The organism is Pseudoalteromonas sp. S3785, assembly GCF_005887365.1.
In the GTDB taxonomy this organism is placed as follows: Bacteria; Pseudomonadota; Gammaproteobacteria; order Enterobacterales; family Alteromonadaceae; genus Pseudoalteromonas.
Genome location: NZ_PNCT01000008.1, coordinates 25211 through 43282, shown reverse-complemented (window position 1 = coordinate 43282; position 18072 = coordinate 25211). Strand labels below are relative to the sequence as shown.

Below are 18072 nucleotides of genomic sequence, written 5' to 3'. Positions count from 1 at the left end.
TTGATAATAGAGAATATACAAATGTGATGTTATAACGATAAGTTTAGCATGTGTTACTTTATAACAAAAAGACTTTTTTGAATTTAAAAATTGCATTAGCAGCTTTGTATACATCACGTTAGTATGGTGTTCTATTTAGGTTACATAACGATAATTTTTATGAGCATAAAAACAAACGCATTAATTTACTTTTTAGCCTTTTGCAGTGGTTTTTGCATTATGGGTATTGAGCTTTTAGGTGGGCGCATATTAGCGCCTTTTTTTGGCAGTAGTGTGCATATTTGGGGCAGTATAATTACCGTATTTATGCTCAGCCTTTCTTTTGGTTATTTACTGGGTGGTAAGCTCAGTACTAAAAATGCATCGCTTACAAAGTATGGTTTAATATTTTTAACCGCCAGTATTATGGTGGTGCCTATTGCGCTGTTTTCGCAGCCAATAATGGAATTTATTTTTACCCACATTGAAGACACACGCTATGGTTCATTGCTTGCCTCTACAGCTTTATTTTTTGTTCCAACGGTAATTTTAGGCATGATCTCGCCTTACTCGGTGCGTTTGTTAGTTACCGATAGCGAAAAAAGCGGCCAAGTGGCGGGTATTTTATATTTTGTAAGCACGCTAGGTAGTGCCCTTGGCACTATTATTACCTCGTTTTACTTTGTACTGGCGTTTGATGTAAATACTATAATTAGCGCATTTGCGTCTACGCTTGGTTTACTTGGCGTACTGGCTATAGCTATTAATAGCTTGGCTGGTAATAAGGAGTTGGCTCATGCTTAAATATTTGCTCTTAGCTGTCAGTGTGTTCTCAACCGCGGCGCTAAGCGATGTAATACACGAGGAGCGCTCTTTATATCGCAATATTATTGTTGATGAAACACGCGACTTACGTTGCTTAAAATTTAATACAAAAAGTAGCCAAACCAGCCAAAGCTGTATGTATAAAAACGACCCCGACAAACTGGTTTTTAACTACACCAAGCTTACTTTTGCCAGTTTGTTAGTAACCGAAAATCCTAAAAACGTGCTTATTATAGGACTAGGTGGCGGGACGCTTTCTAATGTAATTCATGAGCTTTACCCTGCGGCTAAAATTCATAACGTTGAAATAGACCCAGCAGTTTTAAAAGTAGCCCGCGATTATTTTAACTTTATAGAAACCGGCAACGTTACATCAAGCGTGCAAGACGGCCGTATATTTATTAAACGCGCTGCTATTAAAAAGCAAAAGTACGACTGGATTATTCTTGATGCATTTAATGGCGACTACATTCCAGAGCATCTGCTTACTAAAGAGTTTTTTGAAGAAGTTAAAAGCGTACTGGCCGAAGGCGGTGTTATTGCAGCTAATACGTTTTCGAGCAGTAAATTATACGAGCACGAGTCGGCAACATACCATAGCGTATTTGGTGACTTTATAAACGTAAGCCGCCCTAACCGCTCTAACCGTATTATTTTAGCAGGCGTTAAAACGATGCCAACCCAGGCGCAACTTAACAAGCGTATTAAAGCCCTTGCGCCACGTTTAAAAAAATACGATGTAGACATGAAAGCAATAAGCACCTATATGCAAAGCACCAAAAACAATCAAGACTGGCCTGCTAACACCAAAATATTGACTGATCAATACTCCCCCGCTAACCTTCTTAATTTTTAAACGTACAGAATTTACTTAGCCCCAGTTTTGGGGCTTTTTTATTTTTGAAAAACACCACACATTTACTTAGCACGCTAACTAATGTTAAAATGCTTAGCATGCTAACTAATTTGGAGTGGTGATGACGACTCAAAAACCTTTTCACGAAACGCTCGATTTAACCTTAATTGGTAATATGGGCCGGGTCCATAGGCTATGCCGCGAAGCAGTTACCATCGCAGTAGAGCCCTTAGGGCTTACGCAATCACGTTGGACCGCACTCATGCATATAGATATGCATGGCGAAGGATTAACACAACTTGAGCTTGCTAACAGCTTAGGGATAGAAATGCCCTCTCTTACCCGCACATTAAAACAATTAGAAGAGCAGCAATTAATTACCCGTAAAGTAGATGAGCACGATAAGCGCAGTAAAAAGATTTACTTTACTAATAAAGGCGGCTCTGTTTTACAGTCGCTAAACAAAAAGCTCGTTGATATTAAAAGCCAGCTTTACAGCGGTTTAAGCACTGAGCAGCTCGACGCACTCGCGCGTGGCATAGTTGAAATAGAAAAAAACGCACTAAACTGTATTCAAAACCAAGTTAAAGGGTAAAGCACGTAATGACCCCGGATCAAAAATTTACACGTTATGTAAGGCTCTCATTAGGGGCTTTTGTAATTGTATTTATTTATTATTTAATGGCCGACATGTTCATGCCGGTAACACCACAGGCACGGGTTTATCACCCTGTTGTGCAAATAGCGCCGCAAATAAGTGGCCGTGTAACTAACGTATTAGTAGCTAATAACCAAGCTGTAAAAGCGGGCGATGTACTATTTGAAATAGACCCAAAACCGTATAGATTAGCACTAGAGCAAGCACAGCTCGCCCTCGACGACGCCAAATTACAAAATAAACGCCTAGATACCAATGTAAAAGCACTTGAGGCGCAAATTTCGGCGGCCAAAGCAAAGCTACACGAACAGCAATTACTCAATAATCGTGGCGAAGCATTATATAAGCAACGCTCTATTTCTGAGCAAGAGCTTGAAAGCATTAAAGCTAACTTTGAAGCAAGTAAATCAAATGTCGCCTCATTAGAAGCGCAATTGGCCGAGGCAGTGCTTGCACGTGGCGAAAGCGGTGCACAAAATTTAGCGCTTCGCCACGCTGCAAACCAATTAGCACAGGCTGAGCTTAACTTATCCTACGCCCAAGTACGTGCGCTAAGTGCGGGTGTGGTGTCTAACTTACAACTGCTTGACGGCGCATATGCTGTAACCGGTAGCCCGCTATTAGCTATTGTGGCTAATAAGGCCGACTTAGTTGCCGATTTTAGAGAAAAATCATTACTCAATATGAAACCAGGCAGCCAAGCACGAGTGGTATTTGATAGCCGCCCAGGTGAGGTTTACAACGCGTATATAAGTACATTTGAGGCAGGTGTTAGCGACGGGCAACTCAACGCCAATGGCGCGCTAAGTAGCACCGAAACCAGTAATCGTTGGGTGCGCGATGCACAGCGTCAGCGTATTCATTTAGTGATGCCAGATAACGCCAAGTTAATTGCAAATATGCCAAGTGGCGCACGTGCTACTGTACAATTATTGCCAGAGTCAACAATTGGCCAGTGGTTAGCATCGGCGCAAATTAGGTTTATTAGCTGGCTACACTATATTTATTAATGGAGGGAGTATGACTCAAGCAGTTAGCCAAGCACCTCAATTAGACTCAAATGGATTACGCCAAGCGCTACGCATAGCCGGTGGTTGTACCTTAGGGTTTACTATCAGTAAGTTAATGAACTGGCCATACGGTATATTTTTTACTGTTTACCCTATGTTACTACTCGGTTTAGTGCCAGTGTTAAATAAACACATTGTGCGCCAGTTTTTAGCCAGTGCCGCCATTAGTATTCCTATGGTGTTAATTATGCAGGGCTTTTTTTCTCACCTGCCTGTTTTAATGACCATTATTGTATTTTTAGCGTTTTGCTTTTTGTTTTATCAAATGAGCTCAGGTGCGGCTTTTTTATTTGGCGCATTAGGTGTGGTGGGGTTATCTATTCAGTTGCATTTTTCAAGCTATGTAACCGGTACAAGTAGTGTTTACCCACTTATTTTAAGTAATGGTTTGGCGACCCTACTCTCTACGGCTATCGCTTTTGCTATGCATGGTATTTTTCCTGATGTAACCGCGCGTGCTGTAAGGGCGGTACCTGCAAAGGCAAAAGAAAGTATTCGCCATGAGGTACTACTGTGCGCTACGGTCGCTACGCTTTCGTTTGTAGTATTTCAGGTGCTTGATTTGCAAGATTCAATATCGGCGCAAGCCTCATCCGTTTTAATTTTGTTTTCGCTGTGCTGGAAAGCGGCAGGTATGGCGGGTTGGCAGCGTGCTATTGGCACACTCATTGGGTGTAATGCGGCGTTGTTAGCGCAAGTGTTATTGTATAACCACACCGATTTTTTATTGTTTCCGGTACTTATACTATGGACGTTATCGTTTGTGTTTAGTCGCTTTCATATTATAGGTGGCGGCGCACCGGGTATAGGGTTTGGTGTATTAACTACCTTTGGCATTTTGTTTGGCAACTCTCTTGGCCCAGGGCAAGATCTTGTTTATAGCGCCATGTACCGCTTTAGCTCTGTAGCGGTGGCCATTGTGGCCAGTTTATCTGCGGTGTATGTAATGCATCATATTTTAAATCGTTTTAGTGCTACTCGTCATCATACCTACGAATAACCCACTCACGCCTACGGCTAAATATAAGCTGTAGGCGTAATTTTCAATGTTGTGAGCTATATATTTCTAAACTTAGAATTAAAACTTAATGTTGCCGCGCAGGGCTTTGGTTTGCCCGTGCTTGGTTTTTTTATCCATGCGTTTTCGCTGCGAGCTGCGGCTTGGTTTGGTTGCACGGCGGGCTTTATTTACTTTAGTTGCGCTTAAAATTAAATCTTTTAAACGCTTTAGTGCATCTTCCCGGTTTAGCTCTTGGGTGCGAAAGCTTTGAGCTTTAATTACCACCACGCCCTCTTTTGTAATGCGTGAGTCGTTTAGTTTCAGTAATCGTTCTTTGTAAAAATCGGGTAACTTTGAGCGGTTAATATCAAAGCGCAAATGAATGGCACTGGCTACTTTGTTAACGTTTTGGCCACCGGCACCTTGCGAACGAATAGCTGTTAGCTCTAGTTCCCATTCATCTATAGTGACAGTATTTGAAATAGTTAACATTACGTTCAGCTCTTATCGACAAAAATGCAGTATAACATTAGTAGCTATATTTGTGCTGAATCAGCTTAAGTTACAGCACTTTAAAGTATTTATACTACTTTATAACCTAAATACACCTGTTACTTTAGTTATGTATTGGCAAGCGCTTACATTTAGTTTTAAATAGCGTTAAATAAATAATAGGAAAAGCCCCATGAAAAAAATACTTGTATCTCTTAGCTTATTAGCAATGAGTTTTTCAAGCCTTGCAGAAGATATTAGCGAAGGCCAATTACAAAGCTACATGAAAGCACTACCGGCTGTTTCTAGCTGGGCTAGTAGCCAAGATACGTTAAAAAACCTTGATTTAGCAAGCATGCTCGGTGGCTCTGCCGAGCAAAGTGTTGAAGAGCAAAGCTCGCTTGCTAATAGCGCATTAAGCATGATTAAAGAGCAAGGCTTATATAAAAGCTTTGCCGATATTACTAACCGTTACGGTTTTTCGCCTGAAGAATTAGTTTCTGTGGGTTCTGAGGTATCTATGGCTTACATCGAAAACCTCAAATCGGGCCTTTCAGCTGAAAACCAAGAAACAGCAAATAAAGTAATGGGTGGCCTACAAAGCCTTAAAAGTGCCAAAAGCAGTGATGCTAGTTCACTGATGGGTGCGTTTGGTAAAGCTTCAAGCGCGGCCGAAGAATCTACTGACCCACTAGTAAGCGAAAACAATCTTGAGCTTGTGGGCGAGTACATGCCACAGCTGCAAAAGATATTTGCACTACTATAATTTTACAAATAACCTAAACTGAGGTTAAGTAAACACTTACACAAAAGGTGGTATTTACCACCTTTTTTAATGCCCAAATTTTAAGTAATTACGACATTTATTAAGCGTACTGAGTGGCGCTATGTATAAAGTCCAGCGCATGAGTACCCTTAGCCAGCGTGGCACAAAGCTGTTGGCTTTTTCATAATAAGTTTCTTTTTAACATGTGCTGTTTGTATAAACAGCACATGTAAAGCCCCTTTACAAGCATATAACCATCAGTTTTATAGCTATTCATAGTGGCTCTTTAGTTAATATTTTAGCTACACGTTCGCTTAGCTCTGGTAATACTGTTTGCTCAAACCATGGGTTCTTTTTAAGCCAAATATTATTGCGTGGGCTTGGGTGCGGTAGCACCAAATGCGCCGGCCAATATTCACGCCACGATTTTACTAACTCGGTTAAAGGCCTATTTTTTGTGTGAGGTAAATGGTACGCCTGCGCATATTTACCAAGCACTATTGTCAGTTCTAAATTTGGCAGAGCATCCAGTAATTGCGCTCTCCATGCCGGTGCACATTCTTTACGCGGGGGTAAGTCGCCCGACTTACCTTTACCAGGGTAACAAAAGCCCATAGGTAAAATAGCTATTTTTTGCGGATCATAAAACTCATCAACACTTAGCCCAAGCCATTCACGTAGGCGGTTTCCGCTGGCATCGTTAAAGGGCTTGCCAGTTTCGTGTACTTTTATGCCCGGTGCTTGGCCGGCAATTAAAATACGCGCATTGGCATTAAATTGTATAACGGGGCGAGCACCTAACGGTAAATGAGGTTCACAGATCACGCATTTACTAACTTGCTCAATTAAATTGATCGGATCCATATAAATCTGGCCTTAAATGCTTAAATGTTGTTCTAAATGGCCATTTAGACCTAATGAGTTGGTAAAAAATCGGTTTATTTTACTCAAATTAGTTATAAGTTGGTAAAATCGTGATCTTATTTAAAAATAACAACTAATCACTTGATATATTTATTTTTTTTCTGACCATACGGCAAATTCGTTACCGCTTGGCTCGGTAAAATGAAACCGGCAACCACCGGGGAACCCAAAAATAGGTTTTATTATTTTACCGCCATATTGCGCTACTTTTTCATAGGTTGCGTTAATGTCGTTACTGTAAAACACCAGCAGTGCGGCCCCATGTTGTGTAAGTGATTTAAGCGGTGCTTTAAAAAAGCCACCATCCAAGCCTTGGCCGCTAAACGCCGTATATTCTGGGCCATAGTCGGTAAATTGCCAGCTAAACACGTTAGTAAAAAAGCTTTTTGTGGCTGTTAAATCGCACGCGGGAAACTCTACATAATTTAGTTTTTCGTGGTTGCTCATCTTTAATTTACTCTTTGGCTTGCCAGTATTGACCACTGTAAACCTTCGTTATTAGCTAAGCAATATAGCTAAACCGCTTGAGATCATTATTTTACTAGCATGCTAAGGGTTGTTATTAAATTATCTAAAATATACAAATGAGAATCGCTATCTTTTGTATTTGTAAGCTTTATAATAACGCCTTATTTTTTATCCTCGTATTCGAATAAGGGATTTGTTAACTATGCAAGCACCTTTGCACATTGCACCTTTTACAAAAAATAGACTAGCTGGGCTTTTTAAAGCTGCGCAAAGCTATAGAGTGTTAGTGTTTTTGCGTTTTTTTATTGCCATTTTTGGGGGGTATGCGTTTACTTCAGCATGTATTTCATTATTAAGTGTAGTGCTGCCAATTCCTAAGCAAGATGCCGTATTGCTGTGCGTGTCTATCAGTATTTTAATTTATGCTTTGGTGTTTATTTATGCGTTTGCGATTAAGTCATTAAAAACTGTATGGATCAGTATTTTACTAAGTAGTGGCTTTTTTGTTGTTGTATTAGCATTACTTAAGGGTTGGCTATGAAAGACAGTTTTTTTAGGTCGATGACCTGGCTACATACGTGGGTTGGTTTACTTACGTGCTGGATTATTTACACAATATTTTTTTCAGGCACGGTTAGCTTTTTTAGAGACGAAATAAATCTCTGGAATCAACCTGCTATACACAATGTGCAAGCCCAAACCGACAGGGTGGCCGCGCAAAGGCAGCAAATTATTAAGGGCTTTGATTACTTAAATCAGCACGCTGCAAATTCCCCAAGTTGGCGTATTACCTTACCCGAAGAGCGTATACCGTATTTAGTATATGGTTATGCAAAACCTAAAGAGCCAGGGCAGCGACGCAGCCAATTTGTAAATACCCAATTAAACCCAAACACCATGCAAGCGCTGCCTCCTTTTGTTGAAAGTAAAGGCGGTAACTTTTTTTACCGATTGCATTATCAGCTTTACTATTTAGATGCCATAACCGGGCGCTGGGTCGTGTGTTTTGCCAGCTTTTTTATGTTGCTAGCAATAATTTCGGGCGTGGTTATTCACAAGCGGATATTTAAAGATATGTTTACGTTTAGGCGTAATAAAGGAGTGCGTAGCTGGTTAGATGCGCACAACTTAAGCTCGGTACTGGCTTTACCGTTTCATTTAATGATTACCTATACAGGCATTATTACCCTTATATTTATGTTGTTTCCTTACCCTGTATTAACCAACTACGACAATGGTATACGAGGCTTTTTTAACGAGGTAAGCCCCAGTAATAATGTGACTAATAAAGCGCAAGGTAGCGCAGATATGCTCTCTATAAACACTATTTTGGATCAAGTTTATACTAAGTGGCCAGATGCAGACATTACGCGTGTTCAGGTTAGCAAACCTAATATGGCGGCTTCAACAGTAACAGTACTGGTGAGTCCGAAAAAGGCCCTTCGCGATCAAGCACCGCGGCTTTTATTTAGTGGCGCTACAGGAGAGTTAGTAGCGCAAACAGATGACGAGCTTAGCAATAGTAAAGCACTTTACGAGTCACTTAACTCTATGCATACAGGGCGCTTTGCCACGCCTTTATTGCGCTGGTTATACGTGCTTGGCGGTATTGCAGGCTGCGTGATGATTGCCTCTGGCTGCATAATGTGGGCTAAACGTATACGCGAGCGTAACAAAGGCAAAGCCTCGTTTGGTTTACAACTGGTAGAAGGATTAAACCTTGCCACCATTATGGGTTTACCACTGGCTACCTGCGCCTTTTTTATTGCCAATAGATTGCTAAGTCCAACCCTCGCTGGGCGCGCTGATAAAGAAGTAGCTGCGTTCTTTTTAGCGTGGTGTGTAGTTGCCGTTATGGCACTTTTAAAGCGAGATAGGCTGCAATGGCGTGTAATGGCGAGTATAAATGCATTAGCGTGTTTAAGTGTGCCCGCCATAAATGCGCTTACTACGCAGGGCAATATAGTGAGCTACTTACTAAATAAACAATGGGCCTTATTTATTGTCGATGCGTTATTTTTACTATTTAGCATACTGTTTTTAGTACAAACCGAAAAATTACGTACTGCTTCTAATACATCTAAAAAAACAGCAAATAGCTCAACCAATCATAAAAGGAGGTAAAAGGCATGATTGATTTACTTAGCTTTAGCCTCTGCTTACTGGCTTTTAATGGTTTTGCCTTAGCAAAACCAGCGCATTTTAAAACGGTATTTAAAACGCGCCCCTCTGAGCAGCAAAGTAATTTGCTGCTAATTGTTGCTTGGATCAGTATTTTACTAAGTTTAGTATTTTGTGTAGTTGCCCAGCAGGGATACGGCGCTTTACTTTTTTGCGGCTTCATGAGTCTAAGTGTATTAATTATAATGCTTTTTTATAATTTTATAGACTCATTAGTAAAGCCATTTAGCATCTTAAATATGCTATTGGTTGGCGTATCAGGGTTATTAATAGCAGTAAACGCACTTTAGTTAGTAAAAACCTGATCCAAAAAAGGCTGTTAATTTTAGGCAAAAAAATGGCAAGCTATAAAGCTTGCCAACAATAGGGGGATGTTCAGTATGTCCAACACTTGCATGTCTCGTTGCAAGTGCAGCTAATATAGCCCTAACATATTTAACTTACCTTACAGTGAAATGAAGGTTTTATTACAGCTGTAACAATCACATTCACAGTAACTGTAAAGCCCCTTTACAAAGCTAAGATGTTTACTGCTCAACCCAAATAATTTGCTCTGTAGCAAAACCAAGTTGTTTAGCTTTAGCTATAAAATGCTGTTTTAGCTCATTACTCACCGTTGGCGTGCGAGATAAAAACCATAAATAGTCGCGGTTATAACTAGTAATAAACGCGTATTGGTAGTCGTTTTGGTCGAGCTCAAAAATCACATAAGCGCCATAAAATGGACCAAAAAATGATACTTTAAAATGGCCCGTATCACTGCCTTTTACAAATTTTGCTAAACCCTGCGCTTCATCCCATTTTTGCTCTTTAGTGATAAACCCTTTGTTGAGCACCTTTACTGTTCCATCATCGTTTACTGTGTAAGTTGCGGTTACTTGTTCCATGCCCTCTTCGAATGAGTGGTCAAGGCGGGCAATTTCGTACCACTTACCTTTGTATTGCTCTAGGTCAAAGTTTTTAACTGGCGTAATACCCTCTGGTGCACTTGTGCAGGCGGTGAGTAAAAATAACCCTGTAATGAGTAAAATAGTCGTAATGGCCTTCATGAAAGCTCCTTTTTAAAAGTGTTAGTGTTTGTACGGCGCTAAGCCAATAAAGTTTGCTAGCCGATTAAAATAAATTGCTATAGGATCAGCTAAATACTAGAGCAATTAAAAGATTACAGCATGAAAATATGGGTAGATGCCGACGCGTGCCCCGTGGTTATAAAAGAAATTCTTTTTAGAGCCGCTGAACGTACGCAAACACCAACCATTTTAGTAGCTAACCATGCAATGCGCATTCCGCCTTCAAAGTTTATAAGCCGCGTACAAGTTTCAAGCGGGTTTGATGTAGCCGATAACGAAATAGTAAAACGCGTAGAAAAAGGTGATTTAGTTATTACAGGCGACATCCCCCTTGCCAGCGAAGTGATTGATAACGGCGCTCAAGCACTCAATCCGCGTGGTGAGCTTTACACGCCAGAGAATATTCGCTCGTTATTAAACGTGCGCGACTTTATGGATACTATGCGCTCAAGCGGCGTTGAAATGAGTGGCGGACCACCACCGCTTAGCCAAACCGACCGCCAAAACTTTGCCAATAACCTTGACCGTATTTTAGCGCAAAAAAAGGCGAGTTAGTGTGAGTGAGCAACTAATAGGCTTAGGTGAGCAGGCCTTTAGCGTAGCCGTGTATGTTGCTAAAGCGCCGCCTATGCCCTACTTTGAAACCCTACAAAGTGTTGAGCCCGTAATAAACGAGCAAATAAATACCATAAATCAGCACTGTGGAAATGGTTGGCGCAAGGTGTTTAACGTATACGCCAAAGTATTATTTGCGCTACCGAGCGAGCATTACAGCTTTGCTAAACAAGCCGATAGTTGGCAAGCGTATCGCGATGCATTTTTACTGCAAAAAAACAGTAAAACAGCATTGTTATTTAGTGCACCCATTATTAACGGCACCAATAAAAACCAGCTGCATATTATTGCAGGTCGTACGCACGCTAAAAACTTACTACAGCAAGGTAAGCTTAATGCGCAATTTAATTGGCTTGATGATGAGTTTGCAATTGATACAACGAATAACATTATTGTGTGCCCGTACTTTGATTACAGGCAGTTAAGTAATATTAAAATAGCCCGATTAAGCGAGTTAGTTGCTCAACTAAAAATGGCTAAATAAACATTGTAAGGAACAACCATGGCGGGAATTTTAGAACTAAACACTTTGCTTAAAACAATGAACCCTGAGCTTAAACAAGGTGAATACATATTTTGTTGCTTAGCAGGCAACCTTGCTGATTACGTTCATTTGAATCCGCTCGCCAGCTACGTTGAAGAAGAAGGGTTAACCCTTATTTTAAAAGCTGAAACCGCCGACAAAGCCGGTATTACTTACGAAGGTAAATATAATTTAATTACCCTTAACGTGCATTCAAGCCTTGAGGCTGTTGGGTTAACCGCTGCGGTATCGGCCAAATTAACCGAGCACAATATTAGCGCGAACGTAGTGGCTGCGTTTTATCACGATCATATTTTTGTACAAACCGATAAAGCGCAGTCGGCCATTAAGGCACTAAGCGAGATTGGTAAGGTTTAGTTGGTAAAAATCTGATTCATTTAGGTAAAAGTAAAAGCCGGTATTGCAGTACCGGCTTTTGTTTTATTTATCGCTGCAAAAGTGCTGCGCTACAGACTCTAATTTTACTTTATCACCTGCAGTTACGGCTACGCATTGCGTATTTTTATCGAGTTTTTGCTTTTGAATAACAGTAAACGCCCCTTCGTTAGCAGCGTATAAGTTATATTGATAGGCATCATCGCCCCCTTCAAACAGTGCGGTAAATAGTCCTCCCACTAAGCCGCCAATGATGGCTCCGCCGAGCATTTCTTCAGTGTTACCATCTAAGCTGTCTACAAAGCCAAGCCCGGCGCCAGCTGCTATGCCTGTGCCTACCTCTGATGAAAGTGTTACGGGTTGTATTGATTCTACCGATGCATAGTAGCGCTTAACTATTTGGTTTTGATTGTTTCTATCTACCCCCTGTGATGCACAGCCAGAGAGTAGTAATACCGCAATAAGATACTTTTTCATGTTAACCCCTTAAATATTTAATAGGGAGATAGTAAGCGTGCGAGCATAAAAAATATGTGAGGAGTTTGTTTGTAGCTGTCAGGAAATGTAAGGATGTGTATAAAATAAAACACCGAGTACGCATACTCGGTGTTTTGGGATTACATTAGGTAAATTTTATATTATTAAACCACGTAACCACTAAAACCAAGCGCTTTAAAATAAAGCTTAGGAATGCCGTATTTACACTCGTTAAGTAACTCGCTAAAGCGCATTCTATCAAGCGGGTAAAATTCACTCTCTAAGTTTTGAGCTGTGTAGGCTTGCCCTGCATCACTTAAGCCTAAATTGGCACACACAGTAATTTGCGCTTCACGTTCAAAGTCGGTTTCGGGTTTCATTAAATCGCTAATAAATAGGTTTGCGCCTTTATTTAAATTAGCTTTAATGTTTTTAAGTAGCTGCTTTTTGCTGCCGTCGTCTTCTAAAAAGTGCAGGACGAGTAGGCATAGCGCCGCATCGGCCTTAGTAGCAAGTTTATCGAGCTCGCCTTCAATAACCTTAACACGCTCTGTTATGCCATGCTGTTCAAATGCTTGTTTAGCAATTTCAAGCATATCACCTGAGGTATCTTGTGCGGTAAATTGCCAAGTTGGGTTAAGTGCTGCGAGGGCGAGTATTTCTTTACCTGTGCCAGCCCCAACCACTAAAATATGTGCGTTATCGTTAAGAGTTGCTTTAAGCTGTGCATTGGTAAGTTGGTGTAATAACTCATATCCAGGTACTAAACGGGTAATGCGATTGTCGTAATGCGTTGCTTGCTCGCCTTTAAATGTTGGCATTTTTAACTCCTTTAATCAGCTTATAAAACTTCAACAGTGGAGTATCCACCACTTTTTTTACTTACATGTACTTGCGTAGCTACGCGTTCACTCATTTCACTCACATGCGATATAACCCCTACTTTGCGGCCTTGTGCTTGTAATGAGTCGAGTGCGTCCATAGCAACGCTGAGTGTTTCGCTATCTAACGTACCAAACCCTTCGTCAATAAACAAAGAGTTGATTTGGACTTTGTTTGATGAAAGCGATGCAAGCCCTAATGCCAGTGCCAAAGATACTAAAAATGATTCCCCTCCAGAGAGCGTATTAACCGAGCGTTGTTCGTCGGCCATGTCGCGGTCAATAATGGCTATATCGAGCGATTGCGCAATAGCTGTAAGCTCATAGCGTTTATTAAGGGTTTTTAAATGGCTATTAGCATAATGCAGCAATATTTTAAGGGTTTGTGTTTGCGCTAAATTGCGCATGGTTTTACCGGTTGCATCCCCTAATACTTTATTAAGCACGTGCCACTGCTCTACCTGTTTTTTAAGAGTAGTAAGTTCAGCGTGTTTGCTCTTAAGTGCTTTGGCGTTTTGATTGTGTTGCTCAAGCGCGGTATTAGTGCCAAGCAAACTATTTTGTAGTTCAGTTTGCTGATTAGCTAAAAACGTTTCTTGCTCTGCTAATTGGCTTTCGCTTTTGTCTGGCTTGTTAGTATTATGGTGATCTGTTTGCGCTTTTTGTTGTTGTTTAAGCGCTGCATTTGCGTCTGTAAGTGCTGTTAAACGCTGCTCAAACTGCATTAACTGCGCTTTTATTTGCTCACTAGTCAGCGTTAGTAAAATAGCGATCTGTTCGTGGTTTACCTCGCTATACTGCGCTTTAAAGTCGCTAAACCAAGCATTGTAGCGCTCTTCAAGTGTGCTTTGCTCTTGAATTTGCTCTGCCAATCGCTGCTCAACGTTTTTAAGTGTTATAGCGTGCTCATCGCGTTTTTTAATGGCGTTGTCGTGAGCTTGTTGGCTTGTATGTAACTCCTTTTGGCATTGCTCAAGCTGCGCATTAAGGTTTGCTTGGTAATCATCGGCGCTTAATGGCTCGTTGTTAAATAAAGCAAGGCGCGCAGTGTGCGTGGTGTTTTGCAGTTGTTGTGCTTTGGCTATGTCGTCTTTTAACACTTTAAGTGCCTGTTCACTTTTAGCCATTAACGGAGTGAGTTGCTGTAATTGCTGTTCAGCGCTGTCTATTTGTTTTTGACTTTGCTCAAGTTGAATTTGTGTTTGCTGGTACTGCTCAACCTGCTGGCTTAAATCGCCCATATTAAGCGTGTTATTTTGCAATTGTTGCCAAAAGTCACTGTGCTCAAACTGCGCGTTTAGGGTACTAGTAAGCTCGTTAATTTGCGCACTTAGCTCTGCATGCTTTGTGTTTATTTGATTAAGCTTATTGGTTAATTCAACATGCTGATTATGCAATTGCTGTTGTGTGTGTTGCTCAGTTTTTAAGTTGTTTATTAGTTGGTTTACTTTTTCTTGCAGGGCTGTTTGCTGTTTTTGCGACTCAAAATAGTGCGACTTTTGACTGCTTAGCTGGGCATGGGTGTCATCAAGCTGCTGTGCTGTTAACTCGTTAAGCTCTGTACGTGCCCCTTGCATTGTCGTTTTAATCTCTAGCTGCTTAGCCTGTGCGCTTTGTATGGCTTGGCTATACTGGGCGTGCTCAGTGATAAGTACCGCATGTTGAGTTTGGTGCTGATGCAGCTTAGCTTGGGCGCTATCGTGTTGCTCTTTAGCTTGGTTATAAGTTGTTTCAAAGTCGGCTATTAGGTTATTTAATTGCGGGTTTTGGCTGCTGGCATACGGGTGCTCTTTTGCACCGCACACAACACAGGGCTCGTTAGGGGTAAGCTGCGTACGTAAATGCTCTACGTTTTCGCTGGCACGCAGGCGAGCTTGGTTTAATGCATATTCACTGTGTTTAAGTGCTTGCTCGCACGAGGCTAAGCTTTGTTGCAATGATGTTTGCATTTGCTCACTGTGTAAAAGCTTCGCGGCCACCGCGGCTTGTTGCTGTGTACTGGTTTTTATTTCTTGATTAAGCTGCTGATAGCGCAAGCGCTGATCTTTTAAATATTCAATATTTTTAAGCGTGCTATCGCATTGCTCAATATTAAATTGGTGTTGTTGCTCAGTTAGCTGACTTAAGTTTTTCTGTTCAGATGCTAGTTGCTGCTCTTGTAATTCTACTTTTTTAGTTTGCTCTGTTAGCAGTGTCGCTTGTTTAGCTTGTTCTGCTAACAGCTGTTTGTTTTGAGAAGCGGCGGCTTTTAGTTGCTCATTGGCACTTAAATATGTGTTAAAGCTATGTTGATAATAATTCCAATCAGTGGCTAATGGTTTTAGCTGCGCGTACTCGTTTAACCATGTTTGATGCCCTGTGTGGAGTTTTTTTGCTTCATCAAGTGCATTTTTGCTTTGCGTATACTGCGTTTGTAATTCGCTAAGTTGCTGCTGCTCTTTTTCGCTTTGCTGAGTCAGGCTTGTGATTGTTTGTGTATGTATAGCAAGTTGGCTATCTAGCTCACGAGCTTTAGCAATAATAGGCTCTGCCGTTTGCTTTTGCTGCGTGGCAGTTTGCAGTGCAGCTTGGTGTGTTTTTAATTTTTCGGCTTGTTCACTTATAAGCGCTGCATGGTCAATCGCTTTCAAATCGCTTATTTGCGTACTCAGTGCCTTGTTTTGCGTCGTTAAGTATTCATGACGTTTGCGATTGTCTTTTATTTCGAGGGCGCTTTGGGCTTGTTTTGCTTGCTCACTTTGCTTTGCTATTGCATCAAGCTGTTGTTGTGCGTGTTGTTGCTGCTCTACTGCGTGTTCAAGTGCCTGCGATAAGCGAGCTGCTTGCTTGTACCAATTTAAGTCTTGCTCTGTGGCTGCATGCGTTTTTTTAGTTTGCTCAATTTTTTCAAGTAACTCATCACGCAGGGTTTGTTTAGCAGTTAATTCGTCATCGCTTAGCAAGGTGTAGCTTGCAAGGCTTGCATTAAGTAATTCATATTGATCTTTTAGCGCTTTATTGCGCTCAAAAATACGTTTACCAATTAAGCTAAATTTATCGGTGCCGGTTAAACACTCTAAAAGTTGTGCGCGTTCATCGCCTGTGGCTTTTAAAAAGGCGGCAAATTCGTGTTGTGCTAATAAAACCGCACGGGAGAACTGATCAAAGCTTAGCCCTATTTTGTTCTCTATTGTTTTTATAGTTTGGCTTTTATCGGCTATCAGGGTTTCATCGGGCAAGGTCACTAACGTATGCTCGGCTACTTTTAGTTTGCCTGTTGCCTTTTTGTGAGTACGTTGTATTGAATAACGTGCACGGTAAAGCGCTTTGTCTTGCCCTACAAAATCTACTTCGGCAAAACCTTCCCACTTTCCTCTGCGCAGTAAGTTGCGCGCATCGTTTAATTTTATACTGTCGCCATTAAAATCTATTAAGTTGCCTTTATCACCTTTTAAGCGTGCAGTTTTGGTATAAAGCGCTAAACAAATAGCGTCTAAAAAGGTACTTTTACCTGCACCGGTGTCGCCGGTTATTGCAAATAAACCAGCGTCTTTTAGTGGAGCTTGAGTAAAGTCGATTTCGGCGTCAACTATTGAGGCTAAGTTATGTATGCGTACTGCGGTTATTTTCATAGTTGCGCTTGCTCCGTCAGCTCACTTATTACATCGTTTAAAAGCGTTTTAAGCTCATCCGGTACAGTTTGGCCGGCCATGTCTTTGTCGTTCGCAAAGGCTTGTTCTAATAAGTTTAATGGGTTGAGCATTTCAATTTCGCTTAAATCTTCAAACACGGCGCTGTTATCGCTTGTTGTGGTTTGTTCTCGCACCCGTTCGATGCCACAAAATTTTATGTGTTTACCCTCAAGAGCTTGCTCTATTTGCTCTCTAAAGGTGGTGTCGGTATCACTTGATTTAAGCTTTACGCGTAAATAAGGGGCAATCGTATGTTGTGATGTATCGAGTGCTTTAATTTGCTCGCATAGCTCGCTTAATGGCACACACTCTCCCTCTGGTAGCATAATCACCTCAGCAGAGCGTGGAATGTAAAGGGGGTTTACAGATGTGCTAATAGATTGTTTTTCATCATTTTTAAATTCGACGACATTAACTTGGTGTGTGTACTTACGTTCCGAAAACGACATAGGAATAGGCGTACCGCTGTAACGTATAACGTCTTTTTTAGCAACTTGCTGCGCTTTGTGTAAGTGACCTAGGGCTACGTAGTCTGCTTGACTGCCAAATACATTAGCCGAAATAGACTCCTCCCCACCAATTACTAAATTACGTTCTGAATCACTTGAAATATCACCGCCTTTGGCATGTAAATGCCCCATTACAATTAACGGCGAATTTTGCGCATTAATGCTATAGGCGTGTTCAAGGGCAAGCTTATAGGCTTTTTCTACGCCTTGTGCGTAACTAGGGCCATTTTTAGTGTGACTAAGTGAACTTATATCGCTGGTACGTAAAAAAGGCATAGCGACGATTACAGCGCGTTTATTTTGCGTATTTATTTCGATCACTGTATTGGCTGGGTTGGTTATGTCAAAGCGCCCAACCACATGGGTGTCAAACTGAGCAAGCAATGGCTGCGCCGCTAATATACGATTTGCTGAGTCGTGATTGCCGGCAATAATAACAACATGTAGTTGTGGGCAACGCTTTTTAGCATCTTTTATAAATTGGTAGAGCTGGTTTTCGGCGCTGGCACTCGGTGTGGCTGTATGGTAAATGTCGCCTGCAACTAAAAGTATATCTATGTGTTGCTCTACGAGGGTGCTAAGTAGCCAAGTAAAAAATGCAGCGTGCTCATCGCGGCGGTCATGTTCATAAAATTGTTGGCCTAGGTGCCAATCAGAGGTGTGGAGAACTTTCATATCGCGCTCTTAAAAAACCATAAGAGCGCCAATATA

At 41.2% G+C, this 18072-nt stretch carries 20 protein-coding genes; 12 read left to right on the top strand and 8 right to left on the bottom strand.

Annotated features, from left to right (window positions below; genetic code table 11):
* Positions 1-159: 159 nt before the first annotated feature.
* From CWC17_RS02855 to CWC17_RS02835, 5 genes are all read left to right on the top strand, one after another.
* Positions 160-783 (top strand): fused MFS/spermidine synthase, encoded by a 624-nt coding sequence (locus CWC17_RS02855; RefSeq protein WP_055017023.1) that lies wholly within the window; start codon positions 160-162, stop codon positions 781-783.
* On the top strand, positions 776-1660 hold the full coding sequence (locus CWC17_RS02850; RefSeq protein ID WP_138540121.1) for a spermidine synthase: 885 nt from the start codon (positions 776-778) through the stop codon (positions 1658-1660). The genes CWC17_RS02855 and CWC17_RS02850 overlap by 8 nt, the downstream gene beginning before the upstream one ends.
* A gap of 121 nt (positions 1661-1781) precedes the next feature.
* Positions 1782-2255: a MarR family transcriptional regulator gene (locus CWC17_RS02845; RefSeq protein ID WP_055013517.1), complete on the top strand. Its 474-nt coding sequence runs from the start codon at positions 1782-1784 to the stop codon at positions 2253-2255.
* Between the two features lie 8 nt (positions 2256-2263).
* The gene (locus CWC17_RS02840) at positions 2264-3328 is read left to right on the top strand and encodes an HlyD family secretion protein (RefSeq protein ID WP_138612038.1); all 1065 of its coding nucleotides are present in this window, start codon (positions 2264-2266) and stop codon (positions 3326-3328) included.
* Positions 3329-3338: 10 nt separating this feature from the next.
* Positions 3339-4388, top strand: a complete 1050-nt coding sequence (locus CWC17_RS02835; protein WP_138612037.1) for a DUF2955 domain-containing protein — start codon at positions 3339-3341, stop codon at positions 4386-4388.
* Positions 4389-4466: 78 nt separating this feature from the next.
* On the opposite strand, the gene arfB is transcribed toward CWC17_RS02835, so the two are convergent.
* A complete protein-coding gene (gene arfB / locus CWC17_RS02830) occupies positions 4467-4880 on the bottom strand; it encodes an alternative ribosome rescue aminoacyl-tRNA hydrolase ArfB (protein ID WP_138540125.1) in 414 nt (137 codons plus the stop codon).
* A 193-nt stretch (positions 4881-5073) separates the two neighbouring features.
* Here arfB and CWC17_RS02825 point away from each other — a divergent pair, with 193 nt between their 5' ends.
* On the top strand, positions 5074-5646 hold the full coding sequence (locus tag CWC17_RS02825) for a short-chain dehydrogenase (RefSeq protein ID WP_138612036.1): 573 nt from the start codon (positions 5074-5076) through the stop codon (positions 5644-5646).
* A gap of 273 nt (positions 5647-5919) precedes the next feature.
* On the opposite strand, the gene CWC17_RS02820 is transcribed toward CWC17_RS02825, so the two are convergent.
* A complete protein-coding gene (locus CWC17_RS02820; RefSeq protein WP_138612035.1) occupies positions 5920-6510 on the bottom strand; it encodes a uracil-DNA glycosylase family protein in 591 nt (196 codons plus the stop codon).
* 150 nt (positions 6511-6660) lie between these two features.
* Complete coding sequence (locus CWC17_RS02815) at positions 6661-7017, bottom strand: VOC family protein (RefSeq protein WP_138612034.1); 357 nt, start codon at positions 7015-7017, stop codon at positions 6661-6663.
* A gap of 223 nt (positions 7018-7240) precedes the next feature.
* Between CWC17_RS02815 and CWC17_RS02810 the strand changes: the two genes are divergently transcribed.
* From CWC17_RS02810 to CWC17_RS02800, 3 genes are read left to right on the top strand one after another with little or no spacing between them, the layout of a single operon-like run.
* On the top strand, positions 7241-7579 hold the full coding sequence (locus tag CWC17_RS02810; protein ID WP_055013498.1) for a hypothetical protein: 339 nt from the start codon (positions 7241-7243) through the stop codon (positions 7577-7579).
* Positions 7576-9162, top strand: a complete 1587-nt coding sequence (locus CWC17_RS02805) for a PepSY-associated TM helix domain-containing protein (RefSeq protein WP_138612033.1) — start codon at positions 7576-7578, stop codon at positions 9160-9162. Before CWC17_RS02810 ends, CWC17_RS02805 begins: the two co-directional genes overlap by 4 nt.
* Positions 9163-9167: 5 nt before the next feature.
* On the top strand, positions 9168-9509 hold the full coding sequence (locus CWC17_RS02800; protein ID WP_138612032.1) for a DUF3325 domain-containing protein: 342 nt from the start codon (positions 9168-9170) through the stop codon (positions 9507-9509).
* A gap of 237 nt (positions 9510-9746) precedes the next feature.
* Here CWC17_RS02800 and CWC17_RS02795 read toward each other — a convergent pair whose 3' ends face one another.
* A complete protein-coding gene (locus CWC17_RS02795; RefSeq protein ID WP_138612031.1) occupies positions 9747-10268 on the bottom strand; it encodes a lipocalin family protein in 522 nt (173 codons plus the stop codon).
* A gap of 120 nt (positions 10269-10388) precedes the next feature.
* Here CWC17_RS02795 and CWC17_RS02790 point away from each other — a divergent pair, with 120 nt between their 5' ends.
* From CWC17_RS02790 to CWC17_RS02780, 3 genes are read left to right on the top strand one after another with little or no spacing between them, the layout of a single operon-like run.
* On the top strand, positions 10389-10844 hold the full coding sequence (locus CWC17_RS02790; protein WP_055013495.1) for a YaiI/YqxD family protein: 456 nt from the start codon (positions 10389-10391) through the stop codon (positions 10842-10844).
* 1 nt (position 10845) lies between these two features.
* The gene (locus tag CWC17_RS02785; protein ID WP_138612030.1) at positions 10846-11388 is read left to right on the top strand and encodes a DUF6942 family protein; all 543 of its coding nucleotides are present in this window, start codon (positions 10846-10848) and stop codon (positions 11386-11388) included.
* 18 nt (positions 11389-11406) lie between these two features.
* A complete protein-coding gene (locus CWC17_RS02780) occupies positions 11407-11805 on the top strand; it encodes an ACT domain-containing protein (RefSeq protein ID WP_138612029.1) in 399 nt (132 codons plus the stop codon).
* A 63-nt stretch (positions 11806-11868) separates the two neighbouring features.
* Here the strand turns inward: CWC17_RS02780 and CWC17_RS02775 are convergent, their stop codons facing one another.
* From CWC17_RS02775 to CWC17_RS02760, 4 genes are all read right to left on the bottom strand, one after another.
* Entirely contained in the window at positions 11869-12300 is a 432-nt protein-coding gene (locus tag CWC17_RS02775) for a hypothetical protein (protein WP_138612028.1), read from the bottom strand.
* Positions 12301-12464: 164 nt separating this feature from the next.
* On the bottom strand, positions 12465-13121 hold the full coding sequence (locus CWC17_RS02770) for a class I SAM-dependent methyltransferase (RefSeq protein ID WP_138612027.1): 657 nt from the start codon (positions 13119-13121) through the stop codon (positions 12465-12467).
* Positions 13122-13141: 20 nt separating this feature from the next.
* On the bottom strand, positions 13142-16792 hold the full coding sequence (locus tag CWC17_RS02765; protein ID WP_138612026.1) for an AAA family ATPase: 3651 nt from the start codon (positions 16790-16792) through the stop codon (positions 13142-13144).
* Positions 16789-18036, bottom strand: a complete 1248-nt coding sequence (locus CWC17_RS02760; protein WP_138612025.1) for an exonuclease SbcCD subunit D — start codon at positions 18034-18036, stop codon at positions 16789-16791. The genes CWC17_RS02765 and CWC17_RS02760 overlap by 4 nt, the downstream gene beginning before the upstream one ends.
* Positions 18037-18072: the final 36 nt, after the last annotated feature.

Coding starts and splice junctions, on each gene's coding strand:
- CWC17_RS02815 (WP_138612034.1), bottom strand. CDS start 7,017: ATGAGCAACCACGAAAAACTAAATTATGTAGAGTTTCCCGCGTGCGAT.
- CWC17_RS02850 (WP_138540121.1), top strand. CDS start 776: ATGCTTAAATATTTGCTCTTAGCTGTCAGTGTGTTCTCAACCGCGGCG.
- CWC17_RS02795 (WP_138612031.1), bottom strand. CDS start 10,268: ATGAAGGCCATTACGACTATTTTACTCATTACAGGGTTATTTTTACTC.
- CWC17_RS02845 (WP_055013517.1), top strand. CDS start 1,782: ATGACGACTCAAAAACCTTTTCACGAAACGCTCGATTTAACCTTAATT.
- CWC17_RS02800 (WP_138612032.1), top strand. CDS start 9,168: ATGATTGATTTACTTAGCTTTAGCCTCTGCTTACTGGCTTTTAATGGT.
- CWC17_RS02840 (WP_138612038.1), top strand. CDS start 2,264: ATGACCCCGGATCAAAAATTTACACGTTATGTAAGGCTCTCATTAGGG.
- CWC17_RS02835 (WP_138612037.1), top strand. CDS start 3,339: ATGACTCAAGCAGTTAGCCAAGCACCTCAATTAGACTCAAATGGATTA.
- CWC17_RS02810 (WP_055013498.1), top strand. CDS start 7,241: ATGCAAGCACCTTTGCACATTGCACCTTTTACAAAAAATAGACTAGCT.
- CWC17_RS02820 (WP_138612035.1), bottom strand. CDS start 6,510: ATGGATCCGATCAATTTAATTGAGCAAGTTAGTAAATGCGTGATCTGT.
- arfB (WP_138540125.1), bottom strand. CDS start 4,880: ATGTTAACTATTTCAAATACTGTCACTATAGATGAATGGGAACTAGAG.
- CWC17_RS02855 (WP_055017023.1), top strand. CDS start 160: ATGAGCATAAAAACAAACGCATTAATTTACTTTTTAGCCTTTTGCAGT.
- CWC17_RS02825 (WP_138612036.1), top strand. CDS start 5,074: ATGAAAAAAATACTTGTATCTCTTAGCTTATTAGCAATGAGTTTTTCA.
- CWC17_RS02780 (WP_138612029.1), top strand. CDS start 11,407: ATGGCGGGAATTTTAGAACTAAACACTTTGCTTAAAACAATGAACCCT.
- CWC17_RS02805 (WP_138612033.1), top strand. CDS start 7,576: ATGAAAGACAGTTTTTTTAGGTCGATGACCTGGCTACATACGTGGGTT.
- CWC17_RS02790 (WP_055013495.1), top strand. CDS start 10,389: ATGAAAATATGGGTAGATGCCGACGCGTGCCCCGTGGTTATAAAAGAA.
- CWC17_RS02760 (WP_138612025.1), bottom strand. CDS start 18,036: ATGAAAGTTCTCCACACCTCTGATTGGCACCTAGGCCAACAATTTTAT.
- CWC17_RS02765 (WP_138612026.1), bottom strand. CDS start 16,792: ATGAAAATAACCGCAGTACGCATACATAACTTAGCCTCAATAGTTGAC.
- CWC17_RS02775 (WP_138612028.1), bottom strand. CDS start 12,300: ATGAAAAAGTATCTTATTGCGGTATTACTACTCTCTGGCTGTGCATCA.
- CWC17_RS02770 (WP_138612027.1), bottom strand. CDS start 13,121: ATGCCAACATTTAAAGGCGAGCAAGCAACGCATTACGACAATCGCATT.